This window comes from Stenomitos frigidus ULC18, assembly GCF_003003795.1.
Classification (GTDB): domain Bacteria; phylum Cyanobacteriota; class Cyanobacteriia; order Leptolyngbyales; family Leptolyngbyaceae; genus Stenomitos; species Stenomitos frigidus_A.
This window is the reverse complement of record NZ_PVWK01000120.1, coordinates 1-21497: the sequence shown is the minus strand read 5'-3', so window position 1 is coordinate 21497 and position 21497 is coordinate 1. Positions and strand designations below refer to the sequence as shown.

The window sequence follows — 21497 nt, the reverse complement described above, 5'->3', positions numbered from 1 at the left end:
TTCGATCGTTCTCTGTCGTTTAAGGCTCAAAATTAGAGCTAAAAGCTCTGGCTTGAGGACAGTGAGTTAAATGTTATCACTACAACTTCGATCGCAATCTAAGAAGTGACTGAGTTGCGGCTGAGAAATTTATCAGGCTAAATTTAGGGAAGATGTCGTTTCGTTTCAGAGGAGTTTCAGTGCTGCCTGGGATTCTGTAGCCATTGAGCCGCTTGGGTTCACCCAAAAAGGATTTTGTCAGTATTCAATAGTTGTCAGGAGGAACCCATGAAATACCTATACAACAAAGCCAATGATGCACCTTCTCTTATTGCTCTACATACGATGTGGTAGTGGCTGTGAAGAGTGGCAAAGTGACTGCCTTCGCACCGAGTGAAGTGAAGTAAGACGCATCATTGAGGCACAAAGATTTAAAGTCGAGTTTGTCTTGACGAATTAGATTGCTGCCAAGTCTGCCGCTATGGATGAGCGATCGCCGGAGCGAGTGCGGTCTTGACCTGTGCTTTGTGTCAATGAGCCTCAATCAAAGGTAAAAGCCTCAGGCTCCCTTAAGCGTCTTCTCATTTAGAGCTTGTAGCTTCGTATGGAGTAGGATTACTGCCATTTTTTGATTGATGACAAATCGACCTTGCTTCCAAATGGTTGATTCAAGGATGATTTCTTAAATCGATTTCCTAGCCTTTGTAACCGGTGTCGATTGAAGGAAGAATCATTGCATGAATAGTTTCCTCGGTAAAATCATTGAAGTTTCTCCCCAATACTCAACGTTGGTTGAGTTGATTCGTTTTCGTGCCAGTCATAATACGTCTCGAACTGCATTTACGTTCTTGATTGACGGTGAGAGTGAGAGCGTCAGTCTATCTTATGCAGACCTTGATCGAAAAGCGCGGGCGATCGCCGCTCAACTTCAGCAAATCTGTGTGGTTGGAGAGCGAGCGTTAATCCTTTATCCGCCTGGATTAGATTACATTGCTACTTTGTTTGGGTGTTTATACGCGGGAGTAGTAGCGGTGCCTGCCTATCCACCTCGGAACACCCGTAATGTTCCTCGCATTGCGACGATCACGAAAGACGCTGAAGTAGCTTTAATCCTCACGCCAGAAGCAAGTCTAGCTAAAAACCAGTCTGTTTGGAGCCAGATGGATCATGCAAAAGCCATTCACTGGCTGGCGACAGATACCATTTCACCGTCTTTAGCGACTGATTGGCAGGAAATTACAATACATCCTGACACGTTGGCAGTGTTGCAATACACCTCAGGGTCAACGTCCCTTCCCAAAGGGGTAATGCTCACCCACGGTAATTTGCTTCATAACCTATCGTTGATTTCTACCAGTTTTCAAACGCATCCTCAAAGCCAGGGTGTCATTTGGCTACCGCCTTACCATGATATGGGGCTGATCGGTGGCATTCTGCAACCGCTTTATGCTGGGTTTCCAGTTACGCTGATGTCGCCCGTGACATTTCTGCAACGCCCCCTGCGCTGGCTTCAGGCAATTTCTCAAGCGAAAGCGACGGTTAGCGGTGGTCCGAATTTCGCCTATGAATTGTGCATTCGTAAAACGACTCCTGAGCAGCGATTGGAGTTGGATCTCAGCGGTTGGGAGATTGCTTTCAACGGGGCTGAACCGATCCATGCTGGAACGCTCGATCGTTTTGCGGAAGCATTTGCACCCTCTGGGTTTCGTCGAGAAGCGTTCTACCCCTGTTATGGCTTGGCAGAGGCGACACTCATTGTTACAGGTGGTCGAAAGGCTGAACCACCCGTTGTGAAAGCATTTCAGAAAGCGAGGTTAACGCAGAACCAGGCGATCGCTTCGATTGGTGAAGACAGTCAGACGCTGGTAAGCTGTGGTCGCACGTTGCCAACGCAGGCGGTTGTGATTGTTGATCCTGAAACACTAACACCCTGTCAACCGGAGCAAGTTGGAGAAATCTGGGTAACAGGAAACAGTGTGGCTCAAGGGTATTGGAAGCAACCAGAGCAAACGAAAGCGACTTTTCAGGCACGTCTCAACGATCAGGATGATGTTCATTTTTTACGCACCGGAGACCTGGGCTTTTTACAAAATAGCGAGTTGTTTGTTACCGGGCGATTGAAAGATTTGATGATTATGCGGGGACGCAATTACTACCCGCAGGACATTGAATGGACGGTCGATCGCAGCCATGTATCGTTGCAATCTGGCTGTAGTGCCGCTTTTGCGGTGGAAGCAGCGGGTGAAGAACGGCTGGTCATTGTGCGAGAAATTGATCGGCACGATCGCGATCCGGTTCTTTTAGAGGAAATGATCGCAGCCATTCGTCGGGCGGTGGCGGAGCAACATGACCTGGAAGTATATGGCATTATCCTTGTGAAATTGGGCAGTATCCCAAAGACTTCCAGCGGCAAGATCCAGCACTTTGCCTGCCGGGAGGCGTTTCTGACAGAGCAGTTACCCATTATTCATCAGTCAATTCAAATCATTTCAGTGCAGGGACGATCGGCAGATTCCGATGGACGGTTTAAACAACCTCTTTCTGTCCCATCTGGATTACCACCCGAAAAAACAAGTCGAGAGATTCAAACCTGGTTGATCGCTCGCCTTGCCGAGAAATTGGGTGTTTCAGCCAGCGCGATCGATATCCATCAACCGCTTGCAGCCTATGGCTTGGGGTCATTGGCAGCGGTCAGTCTTGCAGGAGAATTGGAAGATTGGTTGGAGTGCCGCTTATCTCCCACCGTGATCTATGACTATCCGACGATCGCTGCCCTTGCTCAAGCACTGGCGATTGATCATACTGCTATAAATTCAAATGCGAAACAGCAGTCAGAAGCCAATCGCGATACCATTCAATCTGTCACTGAATCGACCGATGATATTGCCATCATCGGCATTGGCTGTCGCTTTCCCGGTTCAGATAGTCCAGAGGCATTCTGGCAGTTAATTCAATTTGGAAAGGATGCGATTCAGAGCGTTCCGCGCGATCGCTGGCGGTCTCAGGTTGAACCATCAGCAGCCAACAAGCTTAGCAACGTTCAGGGCGGTTTCTTAGACCAGATTGATGGTTTCGATTCGCAGTTTTTTGGCATCGCGCCTCGTGAGGCAGACCGGATCGATCCCCAACATCGCTTGTTGATGGAAGTGGCATGGGAAGCGTTAGAAGCGGCTGGACAATCGATCGCTCAACTGGCTGGCAGTGAGACGGGCGTGTTTATGGGCATCAGCAGTCAGGATTACGCCCAGTTGCAGTCACATACGGCTGAGGCTAGCGCTTATACCGCAACGGGCAACGCGCACAGTATGGCGGCGAATCGTCTCTCTTACCTGCTGAACTTCCAGGGTCCGAGCATGGCAGTTGATACAGCCTGCTCATCTTCCCTGGTTGCTGTGCATCTGGCGTGTCAGAGTTTGCGAACCGGGGAGTGCGATTTGGCATTGGTAGGCGGAGTTAATCTGATGTTGTCACCAACGCTCACGATCGCGCTTTCCCAAGCAGGTATGTTATCACCAGACGGGCGATGTAAAACGTTTGATGCCAGTGCCGATGGTTATGGGCGAGGCGAAGGTTGTGGTGTCGTGGTACTCAAGCCGCTGAAGCGTGCGATCGAAGCAGGGGATACCATTCTCGCGGTCATTAAGGGATCAGCCGTCAACCAGGATGGTTTGAGCAATGGCTTAACAGCTCCCAATGGTTTAGCGCAACAACGAGTGATGCAAAAAGCGCTGCAAAAGGCAGGGGTTAGACCGGATGAGATTGGTTATGTGGAAGCACATGGCACGGGTACGGCTCTGGGCGATCCAATTGAGCTAAGCGCTTTGAAGGCAGTGTTGATGGACGGACGATCGCCGGAGCAACGATGTGCGATCGGTTCCGTCAAAACTAACATCGGGCATTTGGAAGCGGCGGCTGGTATTGCAGGGTTGATCAAAACAGTCCTTGCCCTCCAACACCGTCAGATTCCACCCCATCTGCATTTAGAAACGTTGAATCCCAAAATTTCTCTGGAAGAAACGCCCTTTTGGATTCCCACGGCTCTTGTTTCCTGGGCGGGCGATCGACGCTTGGCGGGAGTTAGTTCCTTTGGCTTTGGCGGCACAAATGCCCATGTCGTCTTGTCAGAAGCGCCCCCTACAGACATTGAGCGCAAACAAGCACCAACCATGCCACTTGCTCAACTACTACCATTGTCTGCACGCAGTCCAGTGGCGTTGCAGGCACTCGCTCTCAGCTATCGATCGTTTCTCTTGTCTGAGACTGCCAGAAGGCTTCCCTTATCAGACATCTGCTATACCGCCAGTGTGCGTCGCAGCCATCATCCGTATCGTCTGCCCGTGGTTGGTCACTCGCACACAGAAATGGTGGAACATCTGGATGCGTTTCTACAAGATGCCAACTCAATCGAGGAACCTATTGACTCCAGTCGTCAGTCTCACTCCTTGAATCAGCCCCCCATTGTCTTTGTCTTCTCCGGACAGGGACCGCAGTGGTGGGCGATGGGAAGGGAACTGCTGGAGCGGGAACCCGTTTTTCAAGCAGCGTTGCAGCAGTGTGATGCGTTGTTCTATGACTGTGCGAGCTGGTCGTTGCTCCATGAATTGACTGCTGATGAAGCGTCATCTCGGTTACAGGAAACCGCGATCGCCCAACCCATCTTGTTTGCCCTACAAGTCGCGCTGGCAGCCCTCTGGCAGTCCTGGGGCGTTGTGCCGGAGGCAGTGGTGGGGCACAGTATGGGCGAAGTGGCGGCAGCGTATGTGTCGGGGGCATTGAATTTGCCCGATGCGGTACAGGTGATTTTCCATCGCAGTCGGCTGTTACAACGGTTGGCTGGAAGCGGCAGGATGGCAACGGTGGATCTCCCTCTCGCTGCGGTCAAACCATTGCTGCAAGACCATCCCAACCTATCGATCGCCGCTGTCAATAGTCCCACCGCAACGGTCTTGTCGGGAGATGTTATTGCGCTGGAAAGCCTGGCGCAGACCCTGGAACAGCAGAACATTACCTGTCGCTTTTTGCCCGTCAACTATGCGTTCCATAGCTGGCAGGTCGATCCGCTCCAGGATGAATTAGTTCACGCGTTGCAAGCGATTCAACCACGTCCTATTACCGTGTCGTTATTCTCAACAGTGACCGGGCAACGGGTGGATGGGCAAACGCTGGATGCGTCTTACTGGAGCCGTAATTTGCGATCGCCTGTGTTGTTTCAGGCTGCAATGGAAGCACTCATTCAAACCGAGCCTTCATGGTTTGTTGAAATCGGTCCCCATCCCGTTTTAAGAACGGCGATCGCCCAATGCCTCCAACCGCACCAGCGATTAGGCATGATGCTGCCCAGTTTGCGGCGAGGGCAACCAGAGCGAGCCACTTTGCTGCAATCCCTCGGAGTGCTGTATCGCCAGGGATATCCCGTTGCCTGGAACCGCCTGTATCCTACGGGGCAGTGCGTTTCTTTACCCACTTATCCCTGGCAGCGGCAACGACATTGGTTCTCACCCATCAGCGAATCGTTGATTCCAGTGACGGCACTCAAGACAGCAGCGCAACCGGAGGTTCAGTGCAGGCAGTCGTTGGCACCGGAAGCCACTAGCGACAAACCATTCACCAATAAACCATTGACGCAAGATGCATTGACACAAGATCAGTTGTGGTCTTTGCCAGTGGGCGATCGCCTAAACACATTGGAATCCTACTTTCAACAACGCGTCAGCCGTGTGTTGGGGATGGCAGCCAAATTACCGATCCACGAACCGCTCTGCAACGTGGGATTGGATTCCTTAATGGTGGTGGAACTCAAACACGGCATTGAAACTGATCTGAATCTGAGCCTGAGTATGACTGAGTTTCTGCACTGTCCGACGGTGGCTCAATTGGCAAGTCGAGTGCTGGCTCAACTAGCGCCACCCGTTGCCAGCGTGAACGTTTGTTGGGAGGAAGGGGCGCTATGACGGTTGATGCTTTGTTAGCAACATTGCGCCAGCAGCAGGTGCAGCTTTGGGTTGAGGGCGACCAGCTACGTTATCGCGCTCCTCAGGGGACTTTGACAGAGGCATTGCGCGATGCCCTTGTGCGTCAAAAGCAGGAAATTATGACGCGGTTGCAACAATCGCCGCGATCGCCGCAACTCACACTTGACCTAGCCCAACAACATCAACCCTTTCCCCTCAATGATATTCAGCAGGCGTACTGGCTTGGTCGCGGTGGAAACTTTGAAATTGGCAATGTATCCACTCATGTTTATCTGGAAATTGACTGCCGAGACCTGGATGTACCACGACTCAACCATGCGTGGAGACAGGTGATTAAACGCCACGCTATGCTCCGGGCGATCGTTCATCCCAACGGTCAGCAGCAAATCCTCGAAACGGTGCCTCCTTACGAAATAGTGGTTCTGGATCTGCGTGCCGAAAGTGAAGCAGCGATCGCGGCTCAACTCAACGCCCTTCGCCAGCGGATGTCCCATCAGGTGCGCCAACCGGATCACTATCCCTTATTTGAAATTCGTGCCAGCCGTTTAGAGACCCATTCCACACGCTTACACATCAGCATTGATGGCTTAATTGTGGATGGTCGCAGTCTGTTTCTGTTGTTTCAGAATTGGGCGGAGTGGTATCAAAATCCGGCTTTATCTCTGCCACCGTTGCCGCTTTCTTTTCGAGACTATGTGCTGGCAGAAGCCGCGCTTCAGGACTCGCCAACTACGCAGGCAGACCTTGCCTATTGGCGCGATCGCCTGCCCACCCTGCCGCCAGCACCAGAGCTGCCGCTGGCGAAAACTCCTGGTACTGTTACTCATCCCCAGTTTGTGCGGCAAAGCGATCGGCTGGATGCGGCTACCTGGAACCGACTCAAAACCCATGCCAAAGAGAAAGGCTTGACTCCTTCCGGGGTTTTATTAGCCGCCTACGCACAGGTTTTAGCCACCTGGAGTAAGCATCTTCAGTTCACGTTGAATGTCACGCTCTCCAATCGGCTTCCACTCCATCCCCAGGTCAATGACCTTGTCGGTGTGTTTTCCTCCATCAATCTCCTGGCGGTGGATTATGCCCCATCGGATACCTTTGCCGATCGTGCCCTGCGACTGCAACAGCAGCTTTGGCAAGATTTAGACCACCACCAACTGAGTGGGATTCGGGTACTGCGAGAACTGGCTCATCTGAGGCAAACAGGCGTGAGCGCTCAGATGCCTGTGGTGTTTACCAGTACGTTATTGGATTTATCCCAATTGGGGTGGATGGGAGAAATTGTCTACTGGATTACGCAAACGCCCCAGGTCTGGCTCGATTGTCAGGTCTACGAACAGCACGGGGGGCTAGTGTTTAGCTGGGATGCGGTAGAGGATCTGTTTCCAGCGGGACTTCTGCAAGCCATGTTTGGAGCCTACCAGACGTTATTGCGGCAACTGGCAGATCAACCCGAAACTTGGCAGCAATCCTCTATAGCGTTGCTTCCGATCGATCAACTGCAACAGCGCGATGCGATCAATGCAACCGCAACGACTATTCCTGATGAGCTATTGCACACCCTATTCAATCGTCGAGCCCCGCAGCAACCGGAGCAGATTGCCGTCATTGCGGGCGATCTCACCCTGACCTATGGTGAACTCCACGAGCAATCGCATCAAATTGGCTACTGGTTGCGCCAGCGAGGGGCGCAACCCAACCAACTGGTGGCTGTCGTCATGGAGAAAGGCTGGGAACAGATTGTTGCCGTTTTAGGCGTGTTGCAGGCGGGTGCTGCTTACCTGCCGATCGATCCAGCCTTGCCTCTAGAGCGTCTGCACTATGTCTTGACTGATGGGGAAGTCAACTTGGTGCTGACCCAATCGCACTTGCGAGACACACTGAATTTGCCCGATTCCATTCAGTGTTTGTGTGTGGATGCAGACGACCTGGAAGCGATGGATAGCCCCCTGGAAGCGATTCAGCACCCAGATGACCTTGCTTATGTGATCTACACCTCCGGTTCAACAGGAACCCCTAAAGGCGTGATGATTGCCCACCGAGGCGTGGTGAATGCGATCGCCGCAACTAATCAACGCTTTGAAGTCACCGCTGCCGATCGCGTCTTAGCGTTAACCGCTCTACATCACGATATGTCGGTCTATGACCTTTTCGGCATTCTGGCGGCAGGGGGAGCGATCGTCCTGCCAGAAGCAGTTTCTCAACGCGACCCAGTCCATTGGTTGGAGTTGATGCATCGCCACCAGATCACCCTCTGGAATTCGGTGCCCGCCATGATGGAAATGTTGTTGGAATCGCTTTCTGGGAACACTTTACGAAACCAGCCAACGATACCGAATTCACTACGGCTGGCATTTTTGGGCGGCGATTGGATTCCCTTATCGCTACCAGAACGTCTTCATGCGTTGGTTGAAACGGTTCAACTGGTGAGCGTTGGTGGTCCCACAGAAACGACATTGTGGAATATTTGGTATCCAGTTGAGCAAGTTGATCCAACGTGGAAAAGTATTCCTTATGGTCGCCCGATCGCCAACACCCGTTACTACGTTCTCAATGAAAAGCTGGAACCCTGTCCGGTTTGGGTTCCTGGTCAGCTTTACTGTGCTGGAGTTGGTTTAGCAAAAGGCTACTGGCGCGATCCAGAGAAAACCAATGCCCGTTTTATCCACCATCCCCAGTTGGGACGATTGTATGCAACGGGGGATCTGGGTCGCTACCTGCCCAATGGAAACCTGGAATTTTTGGGCAGACAGGATTTTCAAATCAAAATCAATGGTTTCCGCATTGAACCGGGTGAAATTGAGACAGCGTTGAGCCAACATCCCCTGGTGCAATCAGCCGTTGTTGTTGTAGCAGCGCCATCAGACGTTAAAAAAGCTTTGATTGCCTACATTGTTCTGAAAAATCAGCTTTCTGCTGCGAATAAAAATGACGGAGATTATGCCGATTGGGAAGAACAGTTCCGCCAAGCGCTCTCTCGCCAGTTGCCTGCTCACATGGTGCCCTCCAGCTTTGTACTGCTGGATCAGTTGCCGCTGACTGCCAATGGCAAAGTCGATCGCCAGTCCCTTGCAAAACTTGAAAGACACTTTTCAAAAGCAGTTCAGGCTGATGATACACCTCGCAATCCAACAGCAGCACAACTTGCAGCAATTTGGGAAGAATTGCTTGGTTTAGAACACGTCAGCATTCACGCCAACTTTTTTCAACTGGGTGGCAACTCGTTGCTGGCGGTGCAACTGGTCAACCGCATCGCTCATGCGTTTCAGGTTGAATTACCGCTGAGTCGCTTGTTTGAATCGCCGACGATCGCCGCCCTTTCGCCCATCGTGGAGCAGTTGCAAACCCATGCCGCTGATGGGATGCTTGACACCGCACTAGACTTAGCCTCTGAAGCCGTTCTGGATGCGAGTATTCGTCCAGGAAACGATTCGGTACGTTCTGTCACCCAGCCGCAAGCCATTCTACTCACAGGTGCAACTGGCTATCTGGGAGCGTTTCTTCTGTATGAACTGCTCCGACGAACTAATGCAACAATTTACTGTCTGGTACGGTCTGACACGATCGCCGCTGGAAGCAACCGGTTGCAGGCAAATCTAGAGTTTTACGCGCTTTGGGATGAAGCCTTTAGCGATCGCATCATTCCTGTGCTGGGAGATCTGTCCCAATTACTATTGGGGCTGACACCAGAACGGTTTGGACAACTGGCAAATGATATTGATGTCATTTATCACAATGGCGCACAGGTCAACTTTACCTATCCCTATTTGGCTTTGAAAGCTGCCAATGTTCTGGGTACACAGGAGGTTTTGAGACTGGCAGCGCAGCAGAAAACGAAACCTGTTCACTTCGTCTCAACGACCCATGTCTTTCCTGCCGATCCAAATACAGAGGCTCAGACCATTTGGGAGAGGATGATACCCGATCGTGCACAGAATCTCCCTACAGGGTATGTCCAGAGTAAATGGGTTGCAGAGCAACTGCTTGCGATCGCCCGCGAACGAGGGCTGCCTGTCTCCATCTACCGCCCGTCCTTTATTGTGGGTCATCAGGAAACCGGGGCAGGAAATGCTCAGGATTTACTCTTTCGCCTGATCAACGGTTGCATCCAACTAGGAATTGCACCTGATATAGACCTGTCATTCAACATTGTTCCGGTTGATTACGTCAGTCAGGCGATCGTCCATCTTTCCACCCAGGCAGAAGCATCGGGAAAGACCTTCCATTTAGTCAATCCTCATCACATTGCGATCGGTTGGAAGCAGATTCTGCACTGGCTTCAGTCATTAGGCTATGCCATTCAGCCGATCGCGTATGCTCAATGGCTGGCTGCACTGCAAGCGATGGGCGATCGGCTTGCAGACAACGCCCTTTACCCGCTCCTACCCGTGTTTTCAGCAGCCAGCAAAAAACCTTCAACTGCCCTATTCAATTTAAGCCATGAGCTTCAGTTTGATTGTCAAAATACCCGTTCAGGTCTCGCTGATACAACGCTCAACTGCCCAGCGATCGATGTGGATTGGTTGAGCCACTATCTTTCCTTTTTCATCGATCGCAACCTCCTAACCCCTAACTTCTGACTCATCCCTCATCCCTCATCCCTCATCCCTTATCCTTCATCCCTTCTGCTTCCTTCTAACAACCAACAACCAACAACTCCCTCATGAGACTAAACCCTAAAGACGCTGCCAAGCCCTTCCACGTTGAAGATGTTCACGGTCAGTCGATCGCCTTGCAAGACTACGCAGGTAAAAAGCTGCTGCTGGCATTCTTCCGCCATGCCGCCTGCCCTCTCTGCAATTTGCGTGTTCATCAACTGATTCAGTCCTATCCGGCACTGCAAGCCAATGGGGTTGAGATTCTTGCCTTCTTTGAATCGCCGCAAGATAAGATTCTGAAATACGTGGGCAAACAGGATGCCCCCTTTCCGATCGTTGCCGATCCTACGCTGAAGATTTACAGACTGTATGGTGTGGAAACATCTGTCATCGGAATGTTGCGAGGCTTGTTTCGGTTCGCAGATTTTTCGGAAGCTGCCCGTAAAGACCTCATGTTTTTCAATCCTCACAATGACATTGCCTTACTGCCAGCGGACTTTCTAATCAATCCCGATTTGTCCATTCACACTGCCTATTACGGTCGAGATATTGGCGATCATTTGGATCTGTCAGTGATCCATGCGTTTGCGGGCTTGAATGCAGCATCACGCGCGATCGCCTGAACTGCGTTCATCATATTGAAGCCATTGAATTAGCCCCAATCTCTTTAGGGGCGGGTTTATACGAACAACTTTGGCATACACAATCAAACTATTAAACCCGCCCTTACGCGATTACCCAATTGTTCAATCCACCGCTTAAAACGCTTGCATCATCATGTTGGATCGCCAGATAGTCTCCCCAGTAGATAATTCAAACGGATCATTTTTTGCCTGGATGGGGCGTGTTTCTTATCGCTACCGCTGGCTTGTCATCGCCATTTGGAGCGCCTTACTCATACTCAGTTTGCTGCTTGCACCCCGGTTGGAGCATGTTCTTAAAGGGCTGGGTGTTGTCTATGAACAAGGGGCAGCAGGGCAGGCAGAGCAATTACTCAAGCAGGAATTGAATCTGGAAACCAATGCACTGGTCACGATTTTCCAGAGTCCGGTTGGCGAACCATTGGCATCGCACCGAGGGGAGATTGAGCAAACCCTGGATCAGATTCAACGGTTGGATGGAGTGAAAACGATCGCCCGTGCCAGTGACCATCCCGAATATCGCACTGCCAATGGACAAACAGAGTACAGCACCATCAGCCTGAGCGTTGAAGATACTCAGGCATTTCCGGTGATTGAGCAGATTGAACAGCGCCTGAAGCAACACTCGAATCCATCGTTGCAAACCTTTCTCACTGGGGAACCTGTGATCGATCGCGATGGACAACATCTGACTCAGATGGATTTACGGCGTGTTGAACTATTGGCGCTTCCCTTAACCCTCGTCACGCTTCTATTTGTCTTTGGCTCAGTGGTGGCGGCGGCGCTTCCCATTGTGATGGGTGTGATGGCGGTTGCGGTCACCTCTGGGGTACTGGCAATCATTACCGTACAGGTGGATATCTCGGTGCTGGCGCTCAACCTGACCACAATGTTGGGTTTGGGGCTGGGCATTGACTACTCGTTGTTGATCGTCAGTCGCTTTCGGGAAGAACTGCACCCGGAGGCTGTGGAGCAGAGTGTGATTCGCACAGTGGATGCGGCTGGACGAGCCGTGTTCTTTTCAGGGCTGACGGTTGGCATTGGACTCTTGAGCCTGTTGTGCTTTCCTGTATTGCTGTTGCGATCGCTCGGTCTTGCTGGCGCGATCGTCGTGTTCGTTTCCGTCGCTGCTGCCTTAACGCTGGTGCCTGCTCTGCTCGGTCTGGTCGGCGCAGGCATTAACCGTTGGCGCATTGTGCCACCCTCATCTTTGCGGTCGGGCATCTGGGGCACGATCGCTCGTAGCACCATGAAGCACAGCATTGCAGCAGTGGCATTTGTTACGGCTCTCATTTTCGTGCTAAGTTCACCCTTTCAGCACGCCCGTTTTGGTCTGGGAGACTATAGCATTCTGCCCCAGCACGTTCCCTCACGGCAGGGCGTTGAGGTTCTGCAACAGGCATTTGGCGTGGGGGAAACTGTCCCAATTTTGCTGGCAGTGAGTGCCGCCACGCCTGGAGAGCTGATCCTGTCTAAGCCTCATGTCGCGACCCTGTTTCAACTGGTCAACGACTTGAAACGTGATCCGCGAGTGGAGGATGTTTACAGTCTGTTTAATCTCGACCCAACGTTGAATCTGGCAGCGTATCAGCAACTCTATGGGCGACTAGCGCAGTTACCACCTGCTCTGGCAACAGCGGTCAAGAACCTCAGCAGTCCCTCGACCACGTTAATCATTGTCAAAAGTCGGACGGGTAGCAACAATGACGACTCCAGAGCGCTGGTGGAAAAGCTGCGGAGTCTGTCGCCAGCGGGACTGCACCTGCAAGTGGGTGGCGCGATCGCTCGTCAGCTAGACACGATTCAGGTTGTGAGGCAGCGGTTTCCACTGGTCTTGGCTGCCATGCTGATGGTTACGTTTGTGGTGCTCTGTTTGTTGCTCAGCTCAGTGGTGCTGCCGCTTAAAGCGATCGTGATGAATTTGCTCTCAATGGGCGCATCCTTCGGCTTGCTGGTGTTTGTGTTTCAGGAAGGGCATTTGCACGAGTGGTTGAACTTTACCCCACTGGGTTATCTCGATACGCTGATTGCGGTGACGATGTTTTGCGTGTTGTTTGGGCTGAGTATGGATTACGAGGTGTTTTTGCTGTGTCGTATTAAAGAGGCATACGATCGCACTCAGAATAATCATCTCAGCGTGGTGGAAGGAGTGGAGCGCACCGGGGGCATTATTACGAGTGCGGCACTCCTGCTGATCCTGGTGACAGGAGCCTTTGCCCTGACCAGCTTAGTGACTGTCAAAGCGTTGGGATTGGGCATTGCGCTGGGTGTCTTGATTGATGCCACGCTGATCCGCACGCTCCTCGTCCCTGCCACAATGCGGCTGATGGGACGCTGGAACTGGTGGTCACCCAGGTTTCTCAGGCTCGATCGCTTCCAGTTCAAGGTTGATTAATAGCTGCATTGGAACGTGGGCATTTCTCGCTCAAGCGTTGTTTGCGGGAAACACTAAAACGAGTGCGCGATCGATTGAAATGCAAAAGCAGATAGTCAAAATGAGTCAGCAAAGAGCCTTTTTGTTTACGGAAAACACTAAAATGAGTGCGCGATGTACTGAAATGAGTAAGCAAACCGCAGTTTGAGAAAGCAAATAACCGTTTTGCTTGCGGAAAACACCCAAATGAGTGCGCGATCGATTGAAATGCAAAAGCAAACAGGCAAAATGAGAAAGCAAAGAGCCTTTTTGCTTGCGGAAACTACTGAAATGGGAAAGCGAATGGACAAAATGAGAAGGCAAACAGCCATTTTGCCTATTGAATCAGCCGTAAAAAGCAAGCGATCGCCCCATACGCTTCTTCATCAGATTCAAATGTTTTGTTGATGTCAGGCAAGAAAAACTCAAACCATTCGCAGAGTCACCTCGAATACCACGATCGCCGTGCTTGAGCTGAATGACATCTCATAACCGATCGAGCAGTTTCCTTGGGCGCTCTTGCATAGCGAGTGTAGAGGCGAACTGTACGGTGTATCTCATAACATACGCGATCGTGCCCATAGTAAACCTGAAAATATGCGGAAAGATTCTGCCTATCCACCTTCAGCAGGGTATGATGCGGAAAGATTCTACCTAAGCGCTAGATTTGGGGTGTTATGCCGAACCATTCTGCCTATCCACCCACTGTGGGATTGCAGAAATTTTCAGCTTATTAATAGTTAGACCGCTAATCTCTTGAGAGGTGATCAGTGGCACTGCTCTCGAAAAACGAGTTTTTGTAGCCGTTTGAAGAATTTTAAGTTAGTGTGTATTAGATTTTCCCCCTTTTCTGCCTAGCACCATATGCCGCTTCCGATACTCACCGATATCGAAGATGTAAAAACTGTGATTGATTACCTCCGTACAAAACCTACAGGGGCTAATCTATCTGAAGCTAAAGCAATTCTGGACAAGAAGTTTTTAGATCATCGTAAGATGTCGGCTTATCAAGCGTGGGGGTTTATTACACGGGAAGGAGAGCGCATTAAACTCTCGAATCGTGGTTGGGAGCTAGCACGTAAGACTAAAGCTCCTGAAGTCCTCTTTCTAGAGGCTGTTGATAGTATTGTTCCCTATCGCTCCGCTATCGAATGGATGTTTCACCGTAGCCTTGAAACAGCAACGAACGTAGATGTAGCGGCATTCTGGCATGAGCATCACTCTGATGAAAACGCTACAGATAACGAGAACACTCTTAAGGATCAAGCAGTTTGTTTTTTCCGCCTTGTCGAAGGTGCAATGCTTGGTACACTAACTATCGGTCGCCGTGGTCAGCCAACTCGCATCAGTATCAATAGAGACAGGCTTAGAGGACACATAGAAGAAGGTCCGTCTGCTCCTCCTTGGCAAGAACCATCTAGGCAGGCAGATGAGTGGGTATCTAATACCACTGAGGATTCAGATTTGCCGGGTGAACCTCTAAAGCCTGTATCACCTGAACCAATCGTTTCCTCAGAAGGGGACGTACTCCCAGACCTTCAAGGAAAGGGTAATGAAGCTCAAGCTAGTGAGCGGCTACGAGTGTTCATATCACATGGTAGGGATACTGATTTCGTCTCGCAGGTAGAGACAATGCTAGAGCTTGCAGATATTGAGAGTGAAGTTGCTGTCAAAGAAGAGACAACAGCAATTCCTGTTCCTGACAAGGTGTTTAGTGCGATGCGCCGTTGCCAAGCTGGAATTATCATTGTTTCTGCTGAACAAATCCACTCTGGAGAGGTGAGTAGAGAACCTCGAATTAATGAGAATGTATTAATTGAAATTGGCGCTGCTTTTGTACTTTACGATCGCCGTGTCGTCTTATTATGGGACAAAAGATTACCCGTTCCATCAAACTTGCAAGGATTGTATCGGTGCGAGTTTGAGGGTGAAGAACTAAGCTGGAGCACAGGAATGAAGCTTATGAAAGCAATTAAAGAATTCAAAAAAGTTTAGAGCTTCTATAGAAATTTCTTCGGTTTTCACTCTATGACCAACCTTAATAGATTCTAGAACAACGCTTTATGAATAGTCAGGGGCTTTTCAAACGCATAACTATTACTCTCAGAAAGCAACCTCTTAAAGTATTTACATATGCATTCGTTGTTTATGCAACCATTTGGACTATCTTAGAACCTCTTATCGGAATTGTTCCAAATGCAAGTAGGTATTTCTCAGGGGAAATCAAATTTATTTCCTTAATACTTATCAGCGTGTTGATTGGAGCCTACAGAAGCGCCATACCTCAAGAAGCAAACCTAAAGTATGGAAATTCCAACATTAAAATCGTCTTTGGCGATTTATTTTCATTTGATGGAATCAAAGTAATTCCTGTCAGTAGATTCTTTCATGAAACTCAGGTCATACCAGCAAGTTTACAAGGTAAGCTCATTCAAAAATTTGCACAGAGCGGAGAAGGTTCTAAGGGATTTGAGACTTATGAAAAAATAATTGCAGATTCGTTACACACTGAAAGTTTCCAAGAGGTATTTAGGGATGAAACTCAACAGAATGAAAGATTCTATCCTCTAGGAACTACTGTACTTCTATCTTTAGATGGTCAACCTTATATTTTATTTTCTTTAACAGAAACAGAATTAAAAGGATATATACCTGGTGATAATTGTAACGCCTTAAAGATGTGGATTGCTTTGGAAGCTTTTTGGAAGAAAGCACGTATCTACGCTAGAGGAAACCCTATTAATATTCCACTAATTGGAAGTGGAGTAACAGGAATTAGATTGGATTCAATTCACCTATTAGAACTTAACTTATTGGCAATAGCAAATTCACTTGAGGAAGGAGGAAAAATCACTACTGAAGAGATACGAATAATCCTACATTCAAAATATCTGGAAGATATTGACTTGAGTAAGTTTCAAGATATTTGGGGATAATACAGAGCGACCTAACAATTCAAATGCATGCGGACAGTTAGAAGCTACTGGTGTTGAATTAAAGGGTGTCTACTGCCGCTGATTTGATTCGTTAAGGGGTTAAAGTGCCTGCAACTACGATCGCAGGTTTTATTTTTGTAGCTACGTTTCTCAACCACTATGCCTTAACTCCCCTAAACGGGATTTAGTGTGAGAAGCGATATAAAATTCATCCAAATTATCTCAACAACCCCAACTCTCTGAGTGTCGTTGGTCCAACCACACCATCGACCGCCAAGCGTCCAGTTGCCTGCTGAAACTGCCTGACCGCTCTCTCGGTTGCCATATCAAAAACACCAGTGACGTTTAGATTCACCCGGACAATCGACGATTGCAGTAACGCCCGCTGAACTGCTGTCACATCATCACCTTGTAGCCGAGGTTCCTGAAGCTGGAGCGATCGCCGGAAAGCAGGCAGAAAACCATTGATCGGTGAATTCGCTAAGCGTGTTGCGGTTTGCGGTCCATACACGCCATCTTCAGGAATGCGATCGCCGGGATGGAATTGATTCCACAACCGCTGAAACGCCCTCACGCCAATGCGACCCAGATCGCGACGGGTAGCAGCAGGAAACACATAATCATAATGGGGAAAGTCGAAATCTCGTCCCAGCCTGATCCAGTTATGCTGTTGAAAATACGGCTGCCAACCATCTGGATCTTCCACATCCAACGCCAAACCACTTTCATGATTACTGGAACCAGGAACCGCAGCAGCCGTAATGCCAAACAAGCCGCGCTCAAATTGCTGACGTAACAGGTATTGCTGCACAACCGTGCGATAGGCTGAATTCACCACTAACGTTGTTCCCCGTTCACGGAGCGCAATTTGCAGCGACATTCTTGCAGACGCTTGCATAAACGGATTAATTTGATTGCCCTCAACATTCACTCTGAGATCGTCAAACCGCACCAGGCTATTGGGCGCGATCGCATTAACCACCGCAATAATTTGTAGATTTAAACCGCGTACCAACCCGGTTTCACCTCTGGCGATCACATCTCTCACGTTCATGCTGCGCTCTTCATTCTGCCAGTGACATTAGTAATCTACAAGAAATTTTCATGGGTCTAGCAACTGATGGTGTCTCAAACTTGTAGCAGAGTGGTTTAGCTTCTCTGCTTTGCTGCACTTGACCTTAAGCGTCTCTCCCGCAAGTGGCTTTAGCGCTCAGAGGTGCCAGCCCGACCGCGATAGATTTCCATCAAGGTCTTCAGCTCAGCCATCATGGTCTTCAAGTCAGCGATGATCGCCAACTGCTGCCGATGGATGTCTTGTACTGTCGCCGCCTTGCCTTGTTCTATCACCGCACTTCTTTTCGGTACAAGGGTGTCGAAACGTGACTGACTCAGCGTTTCAAGTCTTGTTAGTATGACCTGCTGCTGTTTGTATAAATCAGCCATGGTTGGAGTCTGTCCTTCTGGCAGCGATGTGAGTGCCTTCATCTCTGCTAGCATCGCTTTCATCTGTGCCATTAAGGTCTGGATTTCATCAGTCAACACCTTCTGTTCACGAAACATTTGCTCGATCGTCGCCGAGTTAGCCTGGGCAATTGTATGGGACTGAGCAATTGTAGTTGGTGTTGTTGTTGCCCCAACCGGGATCGTAGTAGCCAGAATCAGTAAGCCAGACAACAGACCGTAAGCAAGTTTTTTCATGGGAAATCTCCTTGTAGGCAATGGATTAACGTTCTTTGCCCATTGAAACCACTAATCGCCTTGATTGAAATGGACGATAGAGCCATCTTACGGAGTCTGCATGAGAAGACGCTTAAAAAAGCACGAGGCTGGCATAAGAGCACCATGCATGTGCTTTGATTGCACATTTCTCAGTTAATGCTTAACCATTTCCCAGTCTCGTTCTGACTCGACTGCTCAGAATAGAGGGTGTGAGGACAGTTCAGCCATGCAAGTGCAAAAGCACCAAAAATTCTCATAGCGCATTCAGAGGGTCTTCAGGGTTTTCTCAGGTCTATCTTACAAGCTTGCTTTAATGATGCAGCGATCGCTCGCTCATGCAGTGATTGTTTGAACGTCAGCTTGTATTAGCCCAGTGCAGGACACCTTAATGGCACCGTCTCAATTTGGTAAGAAGCGTTTTCCTGCATCCCTCTGGCAGAGAGTTTCCCGCATTCAGCTTGCCACGCTGGTCATGGTAGGGGTTGTAGTGCTAGCGGCTGGTATTGTTGCAGCCTGGTTTGCTGGGCAGGGCACAACGAATCAGATTTTTCAGCAACTGAATCAGTGGCAGGAACACCCACCCATGTGGGTAGAAGCGCCGATGATGGTGGGGAAATATTTGCTGTTTTGGACAGTTGCATTGCTACTGGTGGTGCTGGCAGTGATGCAACTGTCCCCTCGTCCGCGCCCCTGGTCTAGAAACCTGGTGGTGGGTATTCTGGCTGTGCTGACGGTTCGTTATTTGACCTGGCGATCGCTCTCCACACTCAACCTCAGTACGCCGCTGAATGGAGTATTCAGTCTCAGTTTATTTTTTCTAGAATTGCTGCTGTTGCTGGGCGGCATGATTCAACTGGTTCTGCTGTTGCGAGTCCGCGATCGCCGACCGGAAGCCGATCGCTTTGCCAGGGATGTGGTGAGTGGTGGCTTTACGCCAACGGTGGATATTCTGATTCCCACGTATAACGAACCGCCTCTCATTCTGCGCCGCACCATTATTGGCTGTCAGGCGTTGACCTATGAAGCGAAAACGATTTACGTATTGGATGACACGCGAAGACCTGAAATCGCCGCTTTGGCAGCAGAATTAGGCTGTGAATATGTGACTCGACCGGACAACGATCACGCGAAAGCGGGCAATCTCAATCATGCCATTGCCCGTACAGAGGGTGAATTGATTGTCGTCTTCGATGCTGACTTTGTGCCGACCAAAAACTTTTTGACCCGTACCGTTGGGTTCTTTCAAGAGGCACAGGTTGGGTTGGTGCAAACGCCCCAATCGTTTTACAATCCTGACCCGATCGCTCGCAATCTGGGTTTAGAACAGATTCTCACGCCTGAAGAAGAGGTCTTTTATCGTCAGATTCAACCAATGCGGGATGGTGCCGGAGGGGTTATTTGTTCTGGTACCTCGTTTGTTGTCCGGCGATCGGCGTTGATGGAAACAGGATGCTTTGTCACCGAGTCCCTCAGCGAAGACTTCTTCACTGGCATTCGGTTAACGGCACGAGGCTATCGTTTGCTTTATCTCAACGAGAAGTTGAGCGCAGGCTTGGCGGCTGAAAGTATTGCGGATCAAGCATTACAGCGTATTCGCTGGGCACAGGGAACGCTGCAAGCCTTTTTTGTGCAAGCCAATCCGCTTACCATTCCCGGTCTGAATCTCCTGCAACGACTCGCTTACCTGGAAGGATTACTGCACTGGTTCACGAGCCTTTCCCGTGTTGGCTTTCTGCTAATGCCCCTGGCGTATGCGTTCCTGGGTGTGATTCCGCTGCGGGCAACAGGTGCGGATATTCTCTATTTCTTTGTGCCCTATTACGTCGTGAATCTCAGCGTTTTTTCCTGGCTCAACCACCGATCGCGATCGGCATTATTGGCAGATATCTACTCCTTAGTGTTGTGTTTTCCACTCGCGTTAACGGTCATTCAAAGTATGCTAAATCCCTTTGGCAAAGGCTTTAAGGTCACACCCAAAGGAACATCAAGCGATCGCTTTGCGTTCAATTGGCAGTTAGCCTTACCGCTCATTGTTGTGTTTGTTGCCAGTGCGTTTAGCCTGTGGACAAGCCTGGGCATTGGTCTATCGATCGGGATGTGGCAACCAGGTATATCACCTGTCATGGCTGAAAAGATGAAGGGTTTTGATCTGGGGTTGATCTGGAGTCTCTACAATCTCTTGACGCTCGCAATCTCTCTCCTCGTGCTGTTGGATGTGCCTCGCCCTAGCCTTTATGAATGGTTTGACCTGCGACGAACCGTGCGGTTGCAGATGGGTGAACACACGTTTTGGGGTTCTACCACTGCCATCTCGGAAGTTGGTTTAGAGGCGATTCTGACTCAAGCGGGCTTGCCAATGGTTGACCAATGTATAAGCAGCCAAAACGCCCAACCTGATGCAAACACACTGGTGGAGTTGGAAATTCTGGAAGATGGCTTGGTGCTTCAGGGCAAGGCAATCTACACAGATATACATGATGAATTTTCTACAGTGCGAATCATGTTTGAGCCAGTCAACCTTAAGCAACAACGTCGTTTGGTAGAAATGTTGTTTTGTCGTCCTGGGCAGTGGAAGAGCCGCTGTTCTCCTGGAGAGTTGCGATCGCTCTGGCTGTTGTTTAGAATCTTACTGAAACCACGCGTGCTGTTCGATCGTCATGCCGCTGTCAGTGTCGTCGCTGTAGCAAAGGGTTAACGTTTTCAAGCACCCACCACAAACAGTCAACAAAGATCTCTCAGCGGTCGGTGTGCATTGGGGTTAGTAAGACCCGCCCTTGTACCGACTGTCTGCGCGTTGCCACCTCATACTATTCAGTGTGCGGCGTGATCGCCTACGTGAGCGAAGGGGGATCCCACGACCACAGTCTATGGCTTAGCCTACATTCAACACTTTGCGGAACACAACCTTATCATCACCCGCCGCGTAAAAGTCTCGGATGCGCGCCTCCTTCTCGTAGCCGCACTTCGCGTAAAATTTCCGTGTGCGCTCGTAGCTCGGCAATCCCGATGTCTCAACCAGTAACACCCGCTGGCTGCTCGCCTGCAATGCTTTTTCCACATGCTGTATCAGCGCCGTTCCGCGTCCCTGTCCCTGACAGTCAGGTCGCACGGCAATCATGTACAAATACCACGTCCGATCCGCCATCAAATCTGGCGCATAGTAGGCTAGGCACTGGTTCCGCTGAGTGAGGAGGCATAAAGTCCTGATATTGCTATCTTACAGGGAGACAGCCGTCTGCCAACCT

The 21497-nt window shown here is 50.0% G+C and carries 10 protein-coding genes; 7 read left to right on the top strand and 3 right to left on the bottom strand.

What is annotated here, in order from left to right:
• Positions 1-716: 716 nt before the first annotated feature.
• From C7B82_RS21795 to C7B82_RS21760, 6 genes are all read left to right on the top strand, one after another.
• On the top strand, positions 717-5930 hold the full coding sequence (locus C7B82_RS21795) for a type I polyketide synthase (protein ID WP_106258563.1): 5214 nt from the start codon (positions 717-719) through the stop codon (positions 5928-5930).
• Positions 5927-10525, top strand: a complete 4599-nt coding sequence (locus C7B82_RS21790) for a non-ribosomal peptide synthetase (protein ID WP_106258561.1) — start codon at positions 5927-5929, stop codon at positions 10523-10525. Before C7B82_RS21795 ends, C7B82_RS21790 begins: the two co-directional genes overlap by 4 nt.
• A gap of 83 nt (positions 10526-10608) precedes the next feature.
• Positions 10609-11166, top strand: coding sequence for a peroxiredoxin-like family protein (locus C7B82_RS21785; protein WP_106258559.1), 558 nt, complete (start codon positions 10609-10611; stop codon positions 11164-11166).
• 214 nt (positions 11167-11380) lie between these two features.
• On the top strand, positions 11381-13579 hold the full coding sequence (locus C7B82_RS21780) for an MMPL family transporter (protein ID WP_181357607.1): 2199 nt from the start codon (positions 11381-11383) through the stop codon (positions 13577-13579).
• Positions 13580-14461: 882 nt separating this feature from the next.
• A complete protein-coding gene (locus C7B82_RS21765; RefSeq protein ID WP_106258553.1) occupies positions 14462-15592 on the top strand; it encodes a TIR domain-containing protein in 1131 nt (376 codons plus the stop codon).
• 68 nt (positions 15593-15660) lie between these two features.
• Entirely contained in the window at positions 15661-16533 is an 873-nt protein-coding gene (locus C7B82_RS21760; protein ID WP_106258552.1) for a macro domain-containing protein, read from the top strand.
• A gap of 217 nt (positions 16534-16750) precedes the next feature.
• On the opposite strand, the gene C7B82_RS21755 is transcribed toward C7B82_RS21760, so the two are convergent.
• Together C7B82_RS21755 and C7B82_RS21750 are read right to left on the bottom strand one after the other, a co-directional pair.
• Positions 16751-17587 (bottom strand): peptidoglycan-binding protein, encoded by an 837-nt coding sequence (locus C7B82_RS21755; RefSeq protein ID WP_106258550.1) that lies wholly within the window; start codon positions 17585-17587, stop codon positions 16751-16753.
• Positions 17588-17736: 149 nt separating this feature from the next.
• Positions 17737-18231 carry a hypothetical protein gene (locus C7B82_RS21750; RefSeq protein WP_106258548.1) on the bottom strand — a complete coding sequence of 165 codons (495 nt, stop codon included), beginning with the start codon at positions 18229-18231 and terminating at the stop codon, positions 17737-17739.
• A gap of 409 nt (positions 18232-18640) precedes the next feature.
• Here C7B82_RS21750 and C7B82_RS21745 point away from each other — a divergent pair, with 409 nt between their 5' ends.
• Positions 18641-20947, top strand: a complete 2307-nt coding sequence (locus C7B82_RS21745) for a glycosyltransferase (RefSeq protein ID WP_106258547.1) — start codon at positions 18641-18643, stop codon at positions 20945-20947.
• Between the two features lie 177 nt (positions 20948-21124).
• On the opposite strand, the gene C7B82_RS21740 is transcribed toward C7B82_RS21745, so the two are convergent.
• Positions 21125-21397, bottom strand: a complete 273-nt coding sequence (locus C7B82_RS21740) for a GNAT family N-acetyltransferase (RefSeq protein WP_245940039.1) — start codon at positions 21395-21397, stop codon at positions 21125-21127.
• Positions 21398-21497: the final 100 nt, after the last annotated feature.